Below are 17,433 nucleotides of genomic sequence, written 5' to 3'. Positions count from 1 at the left end.
AGAAAATGCTGAGCAAGAACGCCAAGCGGCAGAAGAAAACCGTATAGCAGAAGAAAAAACGGCGAGAGAAGCGTTAGAAGCGCAGGTTTTACGCCAAGCTGAAGAAGCTGCGGAACGCCAACGTCAAATCGAGCAAGCTGCAATTAAATCTGCCGAAGAAGAAACTGAACGCCAGCATCAAGCTGAGTTAGCCGTTATCAAAGCCGCAGAAGAAAAAGCGGAACGTGAATACCAAGAAGCGGAAGCCGCTCGTTTAGCGCAAGAGCTAGCTGAACAAGAGCGCCAAGAGGCGGAAATTACCCGTCTGGCGGAAGAAGAGTTAGAGCGTCAACGCCAAGCTGAACTGGCGGCTATCAAAGAAGCCGAAGAAAAAGCCGAACGCGAACGCCAAGAGGCGGAAGCCGCACGTTTAGCGCAAGAAGAAGCGGAGCGTCAACGCCAAGCTGAACTGGCTGCTATCAAAGAAGCCGAAGAAAAAGCCGAACGTGAGCGCCAAGAGGCGGAAGCCGCACGTTTAGCGCAAGAAGAAGCGGAGCGTCAACGCCAAGCTGAACTCGCTGCTATCAAAGAAGCCGAAGAAAAAGCTGAACGCGAACGCCAAGAGGTGGAAGCCGCACGTTTAGCGCAAGAAGAAGCGGAGCGTCAACGCCAAGCTGAACTGGTTGCTATCAAAGAAGCCGAAGAAAAAGCCGAACGCGAGCGCCAAGAGGCGGAAGCCGCACGTTTAGCGCAAGAAGAAGCGGAGCGCCAACGCCAAGCTGAACTGGCTGCTATCAAAGAAGCCGAAGAAAAAGCCGAACGCGAGCGCCAAGAGGCGGAAGCCGCACGTTTAGCGCAAGAAGAAGCGGAGCGTCAACGCCAAGCTGAACTCGCTGCTATCAAAGAAGCTGAAGAAAAAGCCGAACGCGAACGCCAAGAGGCGGAAGCAGCACGTTTAGCGGAAGAAGAAGCGGAGCGTCAACGCCAAGCTGAACTAGCTGCTATCAAAGAAGCCGAAGAAAAAGCCGAACGTGAGCGCCAAGAGGCGGAAGCCGCACGTTTAGCGGAAGAAGAAGCGGCTCGTATTGCAGACGAAGAGGCCGAGGCGGCGCGTTTAGCTGCGGAAGAAGCTGCAAAAACTCAGGCAGTTGAGCAGGAAAAGCCGAAAAAAGAAGGCTTTTTTAGCCGTCTAAAGAAAGGTTTATTAAAAACACGTCAAAATCTCGGTTCGGGCTTCCTTGGTCTATTCAAAGGCAAAAAAATCGATGACGATCTTTTTGAAGAGTTAGAAGAGCAGCTATTAATTGCGGATGTCGGTGTTGAAACTACCCGTAAAATTATTGATAACTTAACTCAGCACGCTTCCCGTAAAGAGCTAAAAGATGCCGAGGCGTTGTACGGCAAGCTGCGTGAAGAAATGTCTGATATTTTAGCCACTGTAGACAAACCATTAGAGATCAAAGGTAAAAAACCTTATGTTATTCTGATGGTTGGTGTTAACGGTGTGGGTAAAACAACAACAATTGGTAAATTAGCGCGTCAGTATCAATCAGAAGGCAAGTCCGTCATGTTGGCAGCGGGTGATACATTCCGTGCCGCGGCGGTTGAGCAACTGCAAGTGTGGGGCGATCGTAACAATATTTCAGTCGTCGCTCAGCATACTGGCGCTGATCCTGCTTCCGTGATTTTTGATGCGATTCAATCTGCTCAAGCAAAAGGTGCCGATGTTTTGATCGCAGATACCGCAGGGCGCTTACAAAATAAAGCGCACTTAATGGAAGAATTGAAGAAAATCGTTCGCGTGATGAAGAAGCTTGATGAGTCAGCCCCTCATGAAATTATGCTGACCCTCGATGCAAGCACGGGACAAAATGCGGTTAGTCAGGCTAAAATTTTCAACGACGCCGTAGGTTTAACCGGTATTACACTGACAAAACTCGATGGTACAGCAAAAGGTGGCGTAATCTTTTCAATCGCTGATCAATTCGGTATTCCAATTCGTTATATCGGGATTGGTGAAGGTATTGAAGATTTACGCCCATTTAAAGCCGATGACTTTATCGAGGCTCTATTTGCCCGAGAGGAATAATTTTCGATGATCCGCTTTGAACATGTGAGTAAAGCTTATCGCGGTGGCCGCCAAGCGCTCCAAGGGGTAGATTTTCATCTACGCCCTGGGGAAATGGCATTTTTAACGGGTCACTCAGGCGCAGGTAAAAGTACATTACTTAAACTGATTTGTGGTATTGAGCGCCCAAGTGCGGGTCATATTCTGTTTAATGGTCATGATATCAGCCGACTAAAAGACAGAGAGATCCCTTTTCTGCGCAGGCAGATTGGCATGATTTTCCAAGATCACCATCTGTTATTTGACCGTACAGTTTATGACAACGTGGCGATGCCGCTGATTATTTCTGGTGCAAGTAGCGAAGATATTCGCCGACGCGTGAGCGCAGCATTGGATAAAGTCGGTTTGTTGGATAAAGCGAAAAACTTCCCAATCCAACTGTCTGGTGGTGAACAGCAGCGCGTGGGAATTGCACGCGCAGTCGTGAATAAGCCAACGATGCTTCTCGCGGATGAGCCGACAGGTAACCTTGATAACGAGTTATCTGAAGGCATTATGCGTTTATTTGAAGAGTTTAACCGTGTGGGCGTGACTGTATTAATGGCAACCCACGATATTGCGTTGATTGAACGCCGTAATTTGCGTGTATTGACCTTAAGCGAAGGTCGGATGCTTGGAGGTCAACATGGCTAAGAATGTCCGCAAAGCGAAGCCAGAACGTGCCATGCAATCAAAAAGCAAAGCACTCAAAGGTGGCTGGCGTGAACAGTGGCGCTACTCTTGGTTAAATGCACTGGCTGACATGCTACGTCAACCGCTGGCAACCTTTTTAACTGTGATGGTCATTGCCATTTCATTAGCGCTGCCAAGTTTGTGTTATATCGTTTGGAAGAACGTTTCCCAAGCGGCTGAACAGTGGTACCCGACGCCTCAGTTGACGGTCTATCTGGATAAGTCTCTCGATGAGCAAGGGGGACAAAATGTGGTGACTCAGCTTGAAGCCCTTGATGGCGTAGCGCATGTGAATTACTTATCTCGCGACCAAGCGATATCTGAATTCCGTAGCTGGTCTGGCTTTAGTACCGCATTGGATATGCTAGAAGAGAATCCACTGCCAGCGGTGGCAATTATTACCCCGAAACTGGACTTTGAAGGTTCGAATGCCTTAGCAACACTGCGTGACCGTGTCAGCCAAGTTAACGGCATTGAAGAAGTACGAATGGATGATAGCTGGTTTTCTCGCCTAGCCGCATTAACACGGCTGGTGGGCCAAGTGGCATCGGTGATTGGCATCTTGATGATCGTTTCATTGTTCTTAGTGATTGGTAATAGTGTGCGGTTAAATATTTTTGCCCGTCGCGATACCATCAATGTGATGAAGCTGATTGGTGCCACTGATGGCTTTATCATGCGGCCGTTCTTAAATGGCGGGGTTGTGTTAGGTGCATTGGGTGCGGTGATCGCCCTCATTATGACATTCTTACTTGTGTGGAAGTTGTCCGATTTAGTGGCGCAAGTAGCAAACGTATTTGGTACGCAATTCCACATTGAAGGGCTATTGTGGGAAGAGGCTCTGTTGATTATTCTGATGTCTGCAATTGTGGGCTGGGTAGCGGCATGGCTGGCAACATTACAACATTTACGCCATTTTAGACCAGAATAATTCAATTGCTCCCATCGGCGCTAACGTATTGGCTCCGATGGGAAAAATGAATTTCTGCGAACTTCTTTTCTAATTATGTGTCAGATATTGACCTGTGGTTAACTATTCTTGTATATAATTTATTTAACGCGGCTAAGCTGATAGACTACGGTTTATCTGTATCGAATCTCTCCCATTTCAGTACAATTCATAGAGGATCTTAATGACCAAAGATATGCAATCATTAGCGCTTGTTCCACAAGGAAGTATTGAAGCTTATATGCGAGCTGCCAATGCTTACCCGATGCTGACCGCAGAGGAAGAAAAGGAACTGGCAGAAAGGCTGCATTACGATGGTGACCTCGAAGCTGCAAAGCAACTGATTTTATCCCATTTGCGCTTTGTTATTCACATCGCGCGTAGCTATGCAGGCTATGGTTTACCACAAGCTGACTTAATTCAGGAAGGCAACATCGGCCTGATGAAGGCTGTGCGTCGCTTTAATCCTGAAGTGGGTGTGCGTCTGGTCTCTTTCGCAGTGCATTGGATCAAAGCGGAAATTCATGAATACGTTTTACGTAACTGGCGTATCGTCAAAGTCGCAACAACAAAATCCCAGCGTAAATTATTCTTTAATTTAAGAAAGAATAAAAAACGCCTTGGTTGGTTTAACCAAGAAGAAGTGGATATGGTTGCGCAAGCGCTGGGCGTGAGTACTAAAGATGTGTTGGAAATGGAATCACGTATGGCGGCGCAGGACATGGCATTTGATATGTCTGACGACGACGATAGCGGTGATTTCGGTGGTCCAGTTGCGCCAGTACTTTATCTGCAAGATAAGTCTTCTGATTTTGCCAACACGATTGAAGATGATAACTGGGAAAGTCACGCAACTGACCGTTTAGCCGATGCGTTAGACTCATTAGATGAGCGTAGCCAAGATATCATTCGCGCTCGTTGGTTGGATGATGACAACAAAACAACGCTGCAAGAACTGGCCGACAAATACGGCGTTTCTGCTGAGCGTGTTCGTCAACTTGAAAAGAACGCAATGAAAAAGCTGCGTCTTGCTATGGAAGATGAAGACGACGAGATGTAATGTTTGTTGCCCGTCTAGGTTATCTGCATTTATTTCCGCTTTATTAGCTCGGAATATAAATGCAGATAACTGATTCACTAACTATTTTTGATAATTTTCGTTAGCGAGAATAGAGCTCTAAAGGTAGACCATCTGGATCTGCAAAGAAGGTAAAACGCTTCTGAGTATACGGGTCGATTCTTATCCCCTCACACACCACCTGATTTTGTGCCAAATAGGCAATCCATTCTTCGATATTATCGACTTCAAACGCTAAATGACGTAACCCAGTGGCTTCAGGGTAACTGAGTCTTTTGGGCGGATTTGCAAAACTAAACAGTTCAATCTGATAATGTTCTCCAAAAGCTAAATCTGCTTTCCATGAGTCATTCTCTGGACGGTAATATTCTGAGATAAGCTGTAATCCAAGGATTTGACAGTAAAAATGCTTACTCTTAGAAAAATCGGAGCAAATAATAGCAACGTGATGAATTTTATTAAGTTTCATACTGTTTGCTCAATATTTAGCTGCCAATGATGGGTTTCTTTAGAGGGTTGAAAACCACAAGCAACAAGAAATTTCTCCAAAGCGATTTTGTTTTGCGGTTCCACCCCCTGCAAGTCAAAGATCCAATGGCGAATTTCAGGTTGTTGACGAAAAATATCCTGTAAAAGATACAATCCAACGCCGCGACGGCGAGTGATTTCACGGACATTAAAATCACGGATCGTACCTTGTTGTTGATAAATAACCACTTTAGCCGCAGCTAATAATCGTTCATTAAAACACGCCCCATAAAAACGTACACCAGACTCAAGGTTTTGTTCGTGTTGTGTTCGGCTCTGGTCTAGCCAGATCTTCGATAAGTCGATGTATTGTTGCTCAGTAGGATTGACCAGAGGGATGATGGTAAGTCTCATGTTGTTTTGATCCATTTCATGGTGCATGTTGCACGTTATTCTAACAGCAGAGTGATCTGTAACCGATTTTTTAATTTTAAAGAGAAAAATTTGGTATTAATGAATTTTCCGAGTTTCCCTCGGATTAAGCCAAATTTAACCGGAATATAACACTAGCATTTACAAAAAATACACGTTTTATCATTAGCTTTTTATTCTGCAATCGATGTAAATATCTGCCTCGTTCATTTGCTATTTAGCATAATTCTCTTGTTTAATGGTCTGAAATATATAGCCTTATTGGCCGTATTTTGAAATATCAGGCATTGAACCTGTCACCTATAATAATTGATTATAAATCAATCACAAACACTCACAATCATACACAATATTGATGGCGGGGACGCACGAATGAAAAATATTAATAAAGCATTATTAGCGGGTTGTATCGCAATGGCATTAAGCCCAGCTGGATGGGCGAAAGAGATTAAAATCGCAGTTGTCGGCGCTATGTCAGGCCCCGTTGCTCAGTATGGCGATATGGAATTTACGGGAGCTCGCCAAGCTATTGCGGATATTAATGCGAAGGGTGGAATTAACGGCGATACACTGGTTGCCGTTGAATATGATGATGCTTGTGACCCAAAACAAGCAGTTGCGGTCGCCAACAAAGTGATTAACGATGGCATCAAACATGTGATTGGTCACCTCTGCTCCTCCTCCACTCAGCCAGCTTCAGATATTTATGAAGACGAAGGCGTTCTGATGATCACCCCAGCGGCGACCAATGCGGATTTAACCACTCGTGGCTACCAGTTAATCATGCGTACAACAGGGTTGGATTCTGACCAAGGTCCAACCGCAGCAAAATACATCATGGAAAAAATTAAACCTAAGCGTATTGCGGTGGTACATGATAAACAGCAATACGGCGAAGGTTTGGCTCGTTCAGTACGTGAAAGCTTGAACAAAGCAGGCGTGAAAGAAGTGATGTTTGAAGGCGTTACCGCGGGTGATAAAGACTTCTCTGCACTGGTCGCTAAGCTGAAAAAAGAGAACGTTGATTTTGTCTATTTCGGCGGATACTACCCAGAAATGGGGCAAATTTTACGCCAAGCGAAACAATCAGGCCTGAACATTCGTTTTATGGGACCTGAAGGTGTGGGTAACTCCTCACTGTCGAACATTGCAGGCGACGCCTCTGAAGGTATGTTGGTAACGTTACCGAAGCGTTATGACCAAATTCCAGCTAACCAATCCATCGTTGATGCGATTAAAAAGAAAAAAGAAGATCCAACAGGGCCATTTGTATGGACAACCTACGCAGCAATCCAAGGCTTAACCACGGCGATGCAGCGTACAGGCAGCACGGAACCTGATGTGCTGGCGAAAGATCTGAAAGCCAATCCAGTGGATACCGTTATGGGGCAATTAAGCTGGAAGCCAAATGGTGATCTGAAAGGTTTCGAATTCGGTGTGTTTGAATGGCACAAAGACGGAACCTCTACTGCACAAGAGTAATTCTCACTTGTATTGATAATTGATCATTGAGAAATGCGTATTCAGTGATGAGCTGGAAGCTTGGTAACGGGCTTCCAGCTTCTGCTCTCCATAGAGGGACAGTAGTTTGAAAGGATAATCTTATGTCAGACCAAATTCTGTATTTTATTCAGCAATTCCTCAATGGCTTAACGTTAGGAAGCACTTACGCGCTGATCGCTATCGGCTATACCATGGTGTACGGCATCATCGGGATGATCAACTTCGCCCACGGTGAAGTGTACATGATTGGTAGCTACGTTTCGTTCATTGTCATTGCGGGCTTAATGATGCTCGGTATCGATGTGGGGTGGATCCTCATTGCGGCGGCATTTGTGGCGGCAATTGTGGTATCAAGCTCCTATGGTTGGAGTATCGAGCGCGTTGCTTACCGCCCCGTTCGTCACTCTAAGCGCTTGATTGCGCTGATCTCGGCGATCGGGATGTCCATCTTCTTACAAAACTACGTCAGTATATCTCAAGGATCCCGCGATCTGGCATTGCCAAGCCTGATTACTGGGCAGTGGGTATTAGGTGAAAGTGATGATTTCTCTGTCATTGTCACTAAAATGCAGCTGACTATCTGGATTGTGACCTTCCTTGCGATGCTGGCACTAACGCTGTTTATCCGCTATTCCCGCATGGGGCGTGCTTGTCGTGCATGTGCAGAAGATTTAAAAATGGCAAGTCTGCTGGGTATTAACACTGACCGCGTGATCTCTTTGACATTCGTAATCGGTGCGGGGATGGCAGCCGTCGCAGGGGTGTTATTAGGGCAATATTATGGCGTTATTAACCCATATATTGGCTTTATGGCGGGAATGAAAGCTTTCACTGCCGCAGTATTAGGTGGAATCGGTAGTATTCCAGGCGCGATGCTGGGCGGCTTGATCCTCGGTGTAGCGGAAGCCATGACCTCGGCATATTTAAGTACGGAATATAAAGACGTTGTCTCATTTGGTTTGTTGATAGCTGTTCTGTTGATCATGCCAACTGGCATTCTGGGTCGCCCGGAGGTCGAAAAAGTATGAGAAAAGAAAATTGGATCAGTGCCATCATTGCCTCCGTCACCTTCTTTATTTTAGCCGTGTTTATGATGGGGCTAAAATTAGGCCTCGATGGTACTAAGCTGATAGTGGAATCTGGGGGAGAAGTTCGCTGGAATTGGATTTTCGTCGGGATTGCCATTATTTTTGTGTATCAATTAATACGTCCCGCTTTAAGCAAAGCATGGCAAGGCGTGCCCAAAAAATCATGGGCGTTACCGGACTTTGACGGCGGCTCGCTCAGACAAAAAATTATCGGAATTGCTATCATTATTGGGGCGATCATCTGGCCATTTTTGGTGTCTCGTGGCAGCGTCGATATTGCGACATTAACCCTAATCTACGTGATGCTGGGGCTGGGCTTAAACGTCGTGGTTGGGTTATCAGGTTTATTGGTGCTCGGCTATGCGGGCTTTTACGCTATCGGTGCCTATACCTTTGGCTTACTCAATCACTATTATGATTTTGGTTTCTGGGAAAGCTTACCGATTGCCGGCTTAACGGCAGCATTGGCAGGGTTTTTATTGGGTTTCCCTGTGCTGAGGCTACGGGGTGATTATTTGGCGATCGTCACTCTTGGGTTTGGGGAGATCGTACGTATTTTATTATTAAATAATACGGAGATCACCGGTGGCCCGAATGGGATCAGCCAACTGCCAAAACCGACCTTCTTTGGCTTAGAGTTTAGCCGTACGGCTAAAGATGGTTGGGATACATTCCATAACTTCTTCGGGTTAGATTACAACCCCGGTGACCGGATCATTTTCCTCTATTTTGTGGCGCTGTTGCTGGTGGTGATCACCTTGATCGTGATAAGCCGATTGTTACGGATGCCATTAGGGCGAGCGTGGGAAGCGCTACGTGAAGATGAAATTGCGTGTCGATCATTAGGTTTAAGCCCAACACGTATTAAATTAACTGCCTTTACGATCAGTGCAACATTTGCAGGGTTTGCAGGGGCATTATTTGCCGCACGACAAGGATTTATCAGCCCTGAATCCTTCACTTTCGCCGAATCTGCCTTTGTACTGGCGATCGTGGTGCTTGGAGGAATGGGATCGCAAACATCGGTGATTTTAGCCGCGATCATCTTGGTGGTATCGAGGGAGATGATGCGCGATCTGAATGAATACAGCATGTTGCTGCTGGGTGCATTGATGGTGCTGATGATGATCTGGCGTCCACAAGGCTTATTACCGATGCAGCGTCGCCATATGAAACTGAAAAGTGTGCAGGGAGGCGGATCATAATGACTATGACGATTCAGCCTTCGAGAATGCCATTATTACAAGTCAGTGGCTTAACCATGCGCTTTGGTGGGTTGCTGGCGGTCAACAACGTGGAACTGACGTTGAACCAAGGGGAAATTGTTTCATTGATTGGACCCAATGGTGCTGGGAAAACCACCATATTTAACTGCTTAACGGGATTTTATAAGCCAACGAGCGGGTCGATTCTCTATCGAGATAAGCATCTTGAAGGGCTTGCGGGTCAAGCCATTGCCCGCCTTGGAGTGATCCGCACGTTCCAGCATGTCCGTTTATTCAAAGAGATGACGGTGATTGAAAATTTATTAGTGGCTCAGCACCAACATCTTAAAAACGGTATTTTCTCCGGCTTACTGAAAACCCCTGCATTTCGACGAGCAGAAGCCGAAGCGGTGGATAACGCGGTGAAATGGCTAGAGCGGGTCAATCTTTCTGAATTTGCCAACCGCCAAGCGGGAAATCTGGCCTATGGTCAACAGCGTCGCCTAGAAATTGCACGCTGCATGGTGACGCGGCCTGAAATTTTGATGCTGGATGAGCCAGCCGCAGGGTTAAACCCGAAGGAAACGAACGATCTGGATGAGCTAATTGCGGAGCTGAGAACCCATCATAATGTCTCTATCTTATTGATAGAACATGATATGAAATTGGTGATGGGGATTTCTGACCGAATTTATGTGGTGAACCAAGGAACACCTCTGGCGAATGGCACACCAAACGAAATTCGCCAGCATCCTGATGTGATCAAAGCCTACTTGGGAGAAGCTTACTGATGCTGGAATTTAAACAAGTTTCCACCCATTACGGGAAAATTCAGGCGTTGCATGATGTCAGCTTGAATATTCAAAAAGGTGAGATTGTCACCCTGATTGGTGCCAATGGTGCAGGAAAAACCACCTTACTTAGTACGTTATGTGGAGACCCTCGCGCATCCTCTGGTCAGGTACTTTATCGCGGTGCGGATATTACTCAGTTACCGACACCGCAAATTATGCGTAAAGATATTGCGCTAGTGCCGGAAGGTCGACGGGTATTCTCTCGTATGACCGTTGAGGAAAACCTGGCGATGGGCGGTTTTTTTGCGGATCGCCATCAATATCATGAACGTATTGAACGGGTTTATTCGTTATTTCCAAGGTTGCATGAACGTCGTAGCCAGCGTTCAGGAACCATGTCCGGCGGTGAGCAGCAGATGCTTGCCATTGGCCGAGCACTTATGAGTCAGCCTGAATTACTGTTATTGGATGAACCTTCATTAGGGCTGGCACCAATTATCATTATGCAAATTTTTGACACCATTTTGCAGCTACGGGAAGAGGGGATGACCATCTTTTTGGTGGAGCAAAATGCCAACCAAGCATTGAAACTGGCTGATCGCGGGTATGTGTTAGAAAATGGGCATATTGTTTTGGAAGACACCGGAAAAGCCTTACTGGCGAATGAAGCGGTACGCAGCGCCTATTTAGGTGGATAACTTAGCTAGGCGAATAACTTAACCGTATCGTCAGTAACACGCATCGAGCAAAAACACCCCATAAAATATATCGGATATTTATGGGGTGTTTTATTTGGTGGCGATTAATGCACAAGGTTAAGTCTGAAACGCGTGTATCGCCTGTAACGGCTATCAGCTTAATGTGAGGCTTCTCCCATTTTTGTTATTTGCTTGTTTCTGCATAGAAAATCAAATGTATATACAAGTTTTTGTGTAGAAACAGCACTCTAGTTATTGTTGTCTAACTTTTCTCTATCTCTCTTCTCCACTGTAGCGACAAAAATTCAAATTTCAATGTATATACTTTGTGAATTAAATGTATATATATTTAATTATCAACTAAGCAAACAGGGCAAAAAGAGTCGTTCTTAATCGTTCTTTGGCTTTATTTAACAAATTGATTTAAATGTTAAATTTAAAGATTCTCACGGTGTAAGAATGATCTGTTAGCCACTAACTCAACAATGATAAATAACCGAAATTGTTAATTTTGCGTTAAACCAAGTGGATGGATAGGGGATAAAAGAATGTTAAACCGTACAGATTCAACGCGCGTGATCCGTGCCCCGCACGGTAGTCAAAAGAGCTGCAAAAGCTGGCTGACTGAAGCCGTCTACCGCATGGTCCAAAATAACTTAGACCCAGATGTCGCTGAACATCCTCAAAGCTTGGTGGTGTATGGTGGCATTGGACGTGCAGCCCGTGACTGGGAATGTTACGACAAGATTTTAGACGTCTTAAAAAACCTCGAAGATGACCAAACATTGCTGGTGCAGTCAGGTAAACCTGTCGGGGTTTTCCCAACCCATGTAGATGCGCCTCGCGTTTTAATTGCTAACTCCAACATTGTTCCTCATTGGGCGAATTGGGAGCATTTCAACGAACTAGATCGCAAAGGTTTGATGATGTACGGGCAGATGACTGCCGGCTCATGGATCTACATCGGTTCACAAGGAATTGTGCAAGGTACTTATGAAACCTTCGTTTCACTGGCAAAACAGCATTTTAATGGCAACCCAGCGGGGCGTTGGATCCTGACTGGCGGCTTGGGCGGTATGGGTGGTGCGCAGCCTTTAGCGGCTACCATGGCTGGCTTTAGCATGATTGCGGTTGAGTGCGATGAAAGCCGCATCGATTTCCGTTTAAGAACCCGTTACGTAGACAAAAAAGCCACTTCGCTGGATGAAGCGTTGGGCTATATCGAAGAAGCCAAAGCGAGCGGTAAGCCAGTCTCTGTGGGCTTATTAGGCAATGCGGCGGATGTGTATAGCGAGTTAGTCAAACGCAATATCACACCAGACTCAGTCACCGACCAAACTAGCGCTCATGACCCAGTACACGGTTATCTGCCACAAGGTTGGACATTAGCCCAGTGGCGTGACAAGCAACAAACTGCGCCAGCTGAAGTGACGAAAGCCGCGAAGAAAAGTATGGCAGTGCAGGTGGATGCCATGCTGCAAATGCAAAAATGTGGCTCGGCAGCTTTTGACTACGGCAACAACATTCGCCAAATGGCCAAAGATGAAGGTGTGAATAATGCCTTTGATTTCCCAGGATTTGTACCTGCGTATATTCGTCCACTGTTCTGCGAAGGGATTGGCCCATTCCGTTGGGTGGCACTGTCGGGTGACCCTGAAGATATCTACAAAACCGACCAAAAAGTCAAAGAGCTGATCCCAGATGATAAGCATCTGCATAACTGGCTGGATATGGCGCGCGAGCGTATTGCATTCCAAGGTTTACCCGCGCGTATTTGTTGGGTAGGGCTGAAAGACAGGGAAAGATTGGGGCGCGCATTTAACGAGATGGTGAAAAGTGGCGAGCTAAAAGCCCCTATCGTGATTGGGCGTGACCATCTTGATTCTGGCTCCGTTGCCAGCCCTCATCGTGAAACCGAATCCATGAAAGATGGCTCTGATGCTGTCTCTGACTGGCCATTACTCAATGCGCTACTGAACACCGCAGGTGGGGCGACGTGGGTGAGCCTGCATCATGGCGGCGGCGTTGGAATGGGCTTCTCGCAACACGCAGGGGTGGTGATTGTGTGTGATGGCACCGATGCCGCAGACAAACGTCTTGCTCGAGTGCTGCACAACGACCCTGCAACTGGCGTCATGCGCCATGCGGATGCCGGTTATGACATCGCCATTAATTGTGCGAAGCAGCAAGGTCTTAACTTGCCAATGGTCAAGTAATGTCGAATGCCGGCTCTATGGAGTCGGCACCTTTTAGCCTCACATAAGGAATTCACGATGAATGCGGCAATGACTCAAAAACCACACGGGCCTCTGGTAGGGATCAAAGTAATTGATTTAAGCCGTGTGCTCGCAGGGCCTTACTGCACGGGCATGATGGCAGACTTGGGCGCAGAGGTGATCAAAATCGAAGTGCCTGATCATGGTGATGATAGCCGTCATCTTGGTCCTTTTATTGACGGTGAAAGTGTTTATTACGGGCTGATTAATCGTGGGAAACGCAGCATTGAGTTAGATCTTAAAGATGATGGCGATCGTCAGATTTTATTTCAATTGATCAAAGAGAGTGATGTGGTGGTGGAAAACTTCCGCCCTGGTGTCACCAAGCGTCTTGGGATCGATTTCGACAGTGTTAAACAGCTTAACCCCAACATTATTTACGCCAGCATTTCAGGGTTTGGGCAAAACAGCCCCCTTGCGAGCTACCCAGCTTATGACATTGTGGCACAGGCCATGTCTGGATTGATGAGCGTGACAGGTTCCCCTGAGTCGGGTCCTACGCGCAGTGGTGAATCTATCGGGGATGTCTGTGCGGGTGTATTTGCCTCATGGGCGATTAGCAGCGCGCTATTTGCTCGTGAACGTCACGGTGAAGGCGCGCAATATCTGGATGTTGCCATGGTGGATGTGCTGCTGAGCATGCAGCTCACAGGGCTATCTAACTTATTTGCCAATGGTAAAGCGCCAAGTTTAGTGGGGAATCGTCACCCTGTTTCAACGCCATTTGATACATACCAAGCAAAAGATGGTTTGGTGGTGATTGCGATTGCCAGTGAAAAACTGTTCCAACGTTTCTGTGAATGTATGGGGAAACCCGGGCTATCCCAAGATGCGCGTTACTTGAGCGACCCAGTTCGAACTATCAACCAAGCGGCGCTACGCCAAGAAATTGAAAGCTGGACAGGAACAAAGCGTGTCGAGGAAGTGTGTGACTTACTGCTGAATGCTGGGGTTCCAGCCTCACCGATTCACAATTTACAGCAAGCAACGCAAAGCGAGCATGCCGAAGTTCGTCAGGTGCTAACCCACTTAAATGATGGTGGTACCCCTCTGATTTCTCAGCCTGTCTTCTTTAATGGCGTGAAACCAAAAGTTACCCAAAGAGCCCCTGTTCTCGGGGAAGGTAATGAACGGTATAAATCGGCAGCCACAACCACAACGATAAAAAGCGCGGAGACGATGCAATGAGTTTTGAGATTAATGAAACCGAATACGCCATTGTAGAGGCCGTTGAAAAAGTGTGTCGCGATATTCTACAAGCGAATGCTCAACGTTATGACGAAGAAGAAATTTTCTGTGCGGAAAGCTTAATCGCACTGGGTGAAATGGGCTGTTGGGGAATTAACTTACCGGAGCAATATGGTGGTTTTGGCATTGGCAGCATTGCCATGAGCATGATTGTTGAAGCGGTAGCAGCGGCTTGCGCCTCGACATCATCCGCATTGACCGCCCATTTCTTAGCCACGGATTCAATCTTAATCGGTGGTACTGAAGAGCAAAAAAATGATTGGTTACCTAAAGCGGCAAGCGGTGAATTACTGGGCGCATTTGGATTAACAGAGCCAGCCGCAGGTTCAAACCCCGCGGATATGCGTACCACAGCAACCCGTGAAAATGGCGGTTGGCGCATTCGTGGTAACAAACACTATATTACCAATGCCAAAGAAGCGGATTTTATTGTGCTGTATGCCAAAACGGATGTTGAAGCAGGCGCTCGTGGCATTAGCGCGTTTATGATCCCGAAAGGGACGGAAGGCGTTGCGTTCTCTCAGCCAGAAAAAACCATGGGGCTGCGTGGTAGCACCATCTATGAATTAGCGCTCAACTGCTGGTTACCTGAATCGGCATTGCTGGGGGAAGAGGGCAAAGGGTTCCATACGGCGATGGAAGTGTTGGATAAAGGTCGTGTGGAAGTGGCGGCAACTTCATTGGGGATCGCCCGTGCAGCCATGGAAAGCACATTAGGTTGGGTGAAGGAGCGTCAGATTGGTAAGAAGCCACTGGCGGCCTATCAAGGAACGCAATGGAAAATCGCCGATATGCATACGCAATTGGAAGCGGCACGAATGCTGACATGGAACGCGGCTGAGCTGCGCGACTCTGGACAGCGTTTTAGTTTGCAATCAGCCACCGCGAAACTGTTTGCGGCGGAGTGCGCAGGTTTTGTGACGGATGCCGCGCTGCAACTGCACGGGGGGTATGGTTATATTCGCGATCTACCCCTAGAGCGCTATGTACGAGATGCCCGTATTTTGCGTATCTTTGAAGGGACATCAGAAATTCAAAAAATCATTATTTCGCGCGCCGTTCTCGACGCGTAATTTTGATGTGTTCGACCCGATAGGTAAGACAGGACTTATCGGGATTTTTCAAGTTATTGATTTAAAAATCATTATTTGTTTAAAAGTAATATGGAGCACTAGCCTAACAACAGGATCATGGACTTAAAAACACAACAACAATCAGGTTTAAGAATGTATTTCAATTATTAATGACGGGTAGATAAAACAATAACATACCTGCATCACGTCAAATGTCTGTGCTCACAACATAGAGAATTCATTGCTGACGACTAATTGGTTCATTCTTTAAGCCAGCCTTGCTTAAAGAGGAATTACCATGACAGTTTCCAACGATATCATCGGGCAAAAGCAGTCTCGCCAAGATAATGTTCCGCTTATCGAAGCACGTTCCATTGACTATATTCCTGAATCTGAACGACACGGGACTTTGTCGAGCCAATTCACACTGTGGTTTGGGGCTAACTTACAAATCACCGCAATTGTCACCGGTGCCCTAGCTGTTGTACTGGGGGGGGATGTATTTTGGTCGTTGATTGGCTTGTTTATCGGTCAATTACTGGGGGGCGCAGTGATGGCGCTCCATGCTGTACAAGGCCCGAAGCTGGGTCTACCGCAAATGATCTCCAGCCGCGTGCAATTTGGGGTTTATGGTGCCGTCATCCCGATTTTATTAGTCTGTATGATGTACGTCGGGTTTTCTGCCAGTGGGACCGTATTGGCGGGGCAGGCCGTGGGGCAACTACTGAATGTCAGTGATTGGATGGGGATCGTGATTTTCGGGATTGTGATCATCGGTATCACTATTTGCGGTTACCGGATTATCCACATTCTCGGTAAAGTGGCGAGTGTTGTCGGCGTTATCGCATTCTTCTATCTATTCTTCCGTCTGTTCTATATGAATGACGTCTCGGTATTATTAGCAAACCGTCATTTCGATTGGACAAATTTCCTATTAGCCATGTCGCTGTCGGCTTCTTGGCAGATTGCGTTTGGCCCTTATGTGGCGGATTACTCCCGTTATTTACCCACCAAAACCCCAACCATCAAAGCGTTTTTAGCCGTGGGTTCAGGTACGGTAATCGGTACTCAAGCCTCGATGATCCTGGGGGTGTTTGCAGCAGCACTTGCAGGCAATCAATTCGCGGGTCATGAAGTTTCCTACATTGTTGGCTTAGGCAGCACGGGCTTAATTGCAGCGCTACTGTATATCAGTATTTTCTTTGGCAAAGTGACGATTACGGCTCTGAATGCTTATGGCAGCTTTATGTCGATGGCAGCGATTTGGTGTGGTTTCCGTGGTAAACATCAGATTTCCCGTGGTCAGCGTCTGTTCTTTATTATCCTCATGGTGAGCTTTTCAACGGCTTTAGGTCTTGCTGGGCAGCATTCATTCTTAAAGCTATTCTCGGCGTTCTTACTGTTCTTATTGGCGTTCTTTACGCCATGGAGCGCAATTAACTTAGTGGATTACTACTGGGTGACGAAAGGTCGCTACGATGTCCCGCAATTATCCAATCCGAATGGTCGTTATGGCCGTTGGAACAAAGTGGGGATCATCACCTATGTGGTCGGCGTATTGATCCAAATGCCATTTATTGCCACGGGTTTCTATACTGGACCTCTGGTTGATAGCCTAGGTGGCGTGGATATTTCGTGGATTGTTGGTTTAGTTGCCACCAGCATTATCTACTATGTCGCAGTAAAAATTTGGCCAATGTCAGTGGCACCAAGCCTGATATTGCCAGAAACCAAATAAGGCTTTTTTCTTAGATAACATCTTAATTTTCCAACGATAAAAATAGTCAGTGATGGCGTCCTAGCAGTGAAAATATTCACTGCTATGGGCTCCCTCAACTCAAA

15 protein-coding genes are annotated in these 17,433 nt (G+C 46.6%); 13 read left to right on the top strand and 2 right to left on the bottom strand.

Annotated elements, in window-relative coordinates:
• The first annotated feature begins 196 nt into the window (after nucleotides 1-196).
• The 4 genes from ftsY to rpoH all read left to right on the top strand — a co-directional run bounded on the left by ftsY (nucleotide 197) and on the right by rpoH (nucleotide 4,788).
• Nucleotides 197-2,068: a signal recognition particle-docking protein FtsY gene (gene ftsY, locus LDO73_RS15170; protein ID WP_423810894.1), complete on the top strand. Its 1,872-nt coding sequence runs from the start codon at nucleotides 197-199 to the stop codon at nucleotides 2,066-2,068.
• A 6-nt stretch (nucleotides 2,069-2,074) separates the two neighbouring features.
• The gene (gene ftsE / locus LDO73_RS15165; RefSeq protein WP_154627782.1) at nucleotides 2,075-2,740 is read left to right on the top strand and encodes a cell division ATP-binding protein FtsE; all 666 of its coding nucleotides are present in this window, start codon (nucleotides 2,075-2,077) and stop codon (nucleotides 2,738-2,740) included.
• Nucleotides 2,733-3,710: a permease-like cell division protein FtsX gene (ftsX, locus tag LDO73_RS15160; protein ID WP_224059115.1), complete on the top strand. Its 978-nt coding sequence runs from the start codon at nucleotides 2,733-2,735 to the stop codon at nucleotides 3,708-3,710. Before ftsE ends, ftsX begins: the two co-directional genes overlap by 8 nt.
• A gap of 202 nt (nucleotides 3,711-3,912) precedes the next feature.
• A complete protein-coding gene (gene rpoH / locus LDO73_RS15155; RefSeq protein ID WP_224059114.1) occupies nucleotides 3,913-4,788 on the top strand; it encodes an RNA polymerase sigma factor RpoH in 876 nt (291 codons plus the stop codon).
• Between the two features lie 100 nt (nucleotides 4,789-4,888).
• Here rpoH and LDO73_RS15150 read toward each other — a convergent pair whose 3' ends face one another.
• Together LDO73_RS15150 and panM are read right to left on the bottom strand one after the other, a co-directional pair.
• Nucleotides 4,889-5,275, bottom strand: coding sequence for a VOC family protein (locus LDO73_RS15150; protein WP_224059113.1), 387 nt, complete (start codon nucleotides 5,273-5,275; stop codon nucleotides 4,889-4,891).
• On the bottom strand, nucleotides 5,272-5,688 hold the full coding sequence (gene panM, locus LDO73_RS15145; RefSeq protein ID WP_224059112.1) for an aspartate 1-decarboxylase autocleavage activator PanM: 417 nt from the start codon (nucleotides 5,686-5,688) through the stop codon (nucleotides 5,272-5,274). Before panM ends, LDO73_RS15150 begins: the two co-directional genes overlap by 4 nt.
• Before the next feature lie 390 nt (nucleotides 5,689-6,078).
• On the opposite strand from panM, the gene LDO73_RS15140 reads away from it, so the two are divergent.
• From LDO73_RS15140 to LDO73_RS15100, 9 genes are all read left to right on the top strand, one after another.
• Nucleotides 6,079-7,188 (top strand): branched-chain amino acid ABC transporter substrate-binding protein, encoded by a 1,110-nt coding sequence (locus tag LDO73_RS15140; RefSeq protein WP_224059111.1) that lies wholly within the window; start codon nucleotides 6,079-6,081, stop codon nucleotides 7,186-7,188.
• 122 nt (nucleotides 7,189-7,310) lie between these two features.
• Entirely contained in the window at nucleotides 7,311-8,237 is a 927-nt protein-coding gene (gene livH, locus LDO73_RS15135) for a high-affinity branched-chain amino acid ABC transporter permease LivH (protein WP_224059110.1), read from the top strand.
• A complete protein-coding gene (locus LDO73_RS15130) occupies nucleotides 8,234-9,502 on the top strand; it encodes a high-affinity branched-chain amino acid ABC transporter permease LivM (protein WP_224059109.1) in 1,269 nt (422 codons plus the stop codon). The genes livH and LDO73_RS15130 overlap by 4 nt, the downstream gene beginning before the upstream one ends.
• Nucleotides 9,502-10,293, top strand: a complete 792-nt coding sequence (gene livG / locus LDO73_RS15125) for a high-affinity branched-chain amino acid ABC transporter ATP-binding protein LivG (RefSeq protein ID WP_423810858.1) — start codon at nucleotides 9,502-9,504, stop codon at nucleotides 10,291-10,293. The genes LDO73_RS15130 and livG overlap by 1 nt, the downstream gene beginning before the upstream one ends.
• Nucleotides 10,293-10,994: a high-affinity branched-chain amino acid ABC transporter ATP-binding protein LivF gene (livF, locus tag LDO73_RS15120; RefSeq protein ID WP_154638812.1), complete on the top strand. Its 702-nt coding sequence runs from the start codon at nucleotides 10,293-10,295 to the stop codon at nucleotides 10,992-10,994. The genes livG and livF overlap by 1 nt, the downstream gene beginning before the upstream one ends.
• A gap of 548 nt (nucleotides 10,995-11,542) precedes the next feature.
• Nucleotides 11,543-13,210, top strand: coding sequence for a urocanate hydratase (hutU, locus tag LDO73_RS15115; protein WP_224059108.1), 1,668 nt, complete (start codon nucleotides 11,543-11,545; stop codon nucleotides 13,208-13,210).
• A gap of 57 nt (nucleotides 13,211-13,267) precedes the next feature.
• Entirely contained in the window at nucleotides 13,268-14,458 is a 1,191-nt protein-coding gene (locus LDO73_RS15110) for a CaiB/BaiF CoA transferase family protein (RefSeq protein WP_224059107.1), read from the top strand.
• Nucleotides 14,455-15,591, top strand: a complete 1,137-nt coding sequence (locus tag LDO73_RS15105) for an acyl-CoA dehydrogenase family protein (RefSeq protein ID WP_224059106.1) — start codon at nucleotides 14,455-14,457, stop codon at nucleotides 15,589-15,591. The genes LDO73_RS15110 and LDO73_RS15105 overlap by 4 nt, the downstream gene beginning before the upstream one ends.
• A 298-nt stretch (nucleotides 15,592-15,889) precedes the next feature.
• The gene (locus LDO73_RS15100) at nucleotides 15,890-17,329 is read left to right on the top strand and encodes a purine-cytosine permease family protein (RefSeq protein WP_224059105.1); all 1,440 of its coding nucleotides are present in this window, start codon (nucleotides 15,890-15,892) and stop codon (nucleotides 17,327-17,329) included.
• Nucleotides 17,330-17,433 lie beyond the last annotated feature (104 nt).

The organism is Providencia alcalifaciens (assembly GCF_915403165.1).
Lineage (GTDB): Bacteria > Pseudomonadota > Gammaproteobacteria > Enterobacterales > Enterobacteriaceae > Providencia > Providencia alcalifaciens_C.
Note: the sequence above shows the minus strand (reverse complement) of the source record. Positions and strands in the feature narration are given on the sequence as shown.

Coding starts and splice junctions, on each gene's coding strand:
- LDO73_RS15110 (WP_224059107.1), top strand. CDS start 13,268: ATGAATGCGGCAATGACTCAAAAACCACACGGGCCTCTGGTAGGGATC.
- LDO73_RS15100 (WP_224059105.1), top strand. CDS start 15,890: ATGACAGTTTCCAACGATATCATCGGGCAAAAGCAGTCTCGCCAAGAT.
- hutU (WP_224059108.1), top strand. CDS start 11,543: ATGTTAAACCGTACAGATTCAACGCGCGTGATCCGTGCCCCGCACGGT.
- LDO73_RS15130 (WP_224059109.1), top strand. CDS start 8,234: ATGAGAAAAGAAAATTGGATCAGTGCCATCATTGCCTCCGTCACCTTC.
- livF (WP_154638812.1), top strand. CDS start 10,293: ATGCTGGAATTTAAACAAGTTTCCACCCATTACGGGAAAATTCAGGCG.
- panM (WP_224059112.1), bottom strand. CDS start 5,688: ATGAGACTTACCATCATCCCTCTGGTCAATCCTACTGAGCAACAATAC.
- rpoH (WP_224059114.1), top strand. CDS start 3,913: ATGACCAAAGATATGCAATCATTAGCGCTTGTTCCACAAGGAAGTATT.
- LDO73_RS15105 (WP_224059106.1), top strand. CDS start 14,455: ATGAGTTTTGAGATTAATGAAACCGAATACGCCATTGTAGAGGCCGTT.
- ftsX (WP_224059115.1), top strand. CDS start 2,733: ATGGCTAAGAATGTCCGCAAAGCGAAGCCAGAACGTGCCATGCAATCA.
- LDO73_RS15150 (WP_224059113.1), bottom strand. CDS start 5,275: ATGAAACTTAATAAAATTCATCACGTTGCTATTATTTGCTCCGATTTT.
- livH (WP_224059110.1), top strand. CDS start 7,311: ATGTCAGACCAAATTCTGTATTTTATTCAGCAATTCCTCAATGGCTTA.
- ftsE (WP_154627782.1), top strand. CDS start 2,075: ATGATCCGCTTTGAACATGTGAGTAAAGCTTATCGCGGTGGCCGCCAA.
- LDO73_RS15140 (WP_224059111.1), top strand. CDS start 6,079: ATGAAAAATATTAATAAAGCATTATTAGCGGGTTGTATCGCAATGGCA.
- livG (WP_423810858.1), top strand. CDS start 9,502: ATGACTATGACGATTCAGCCTTCGAGAATGCCATTATTACAAGTCAGT.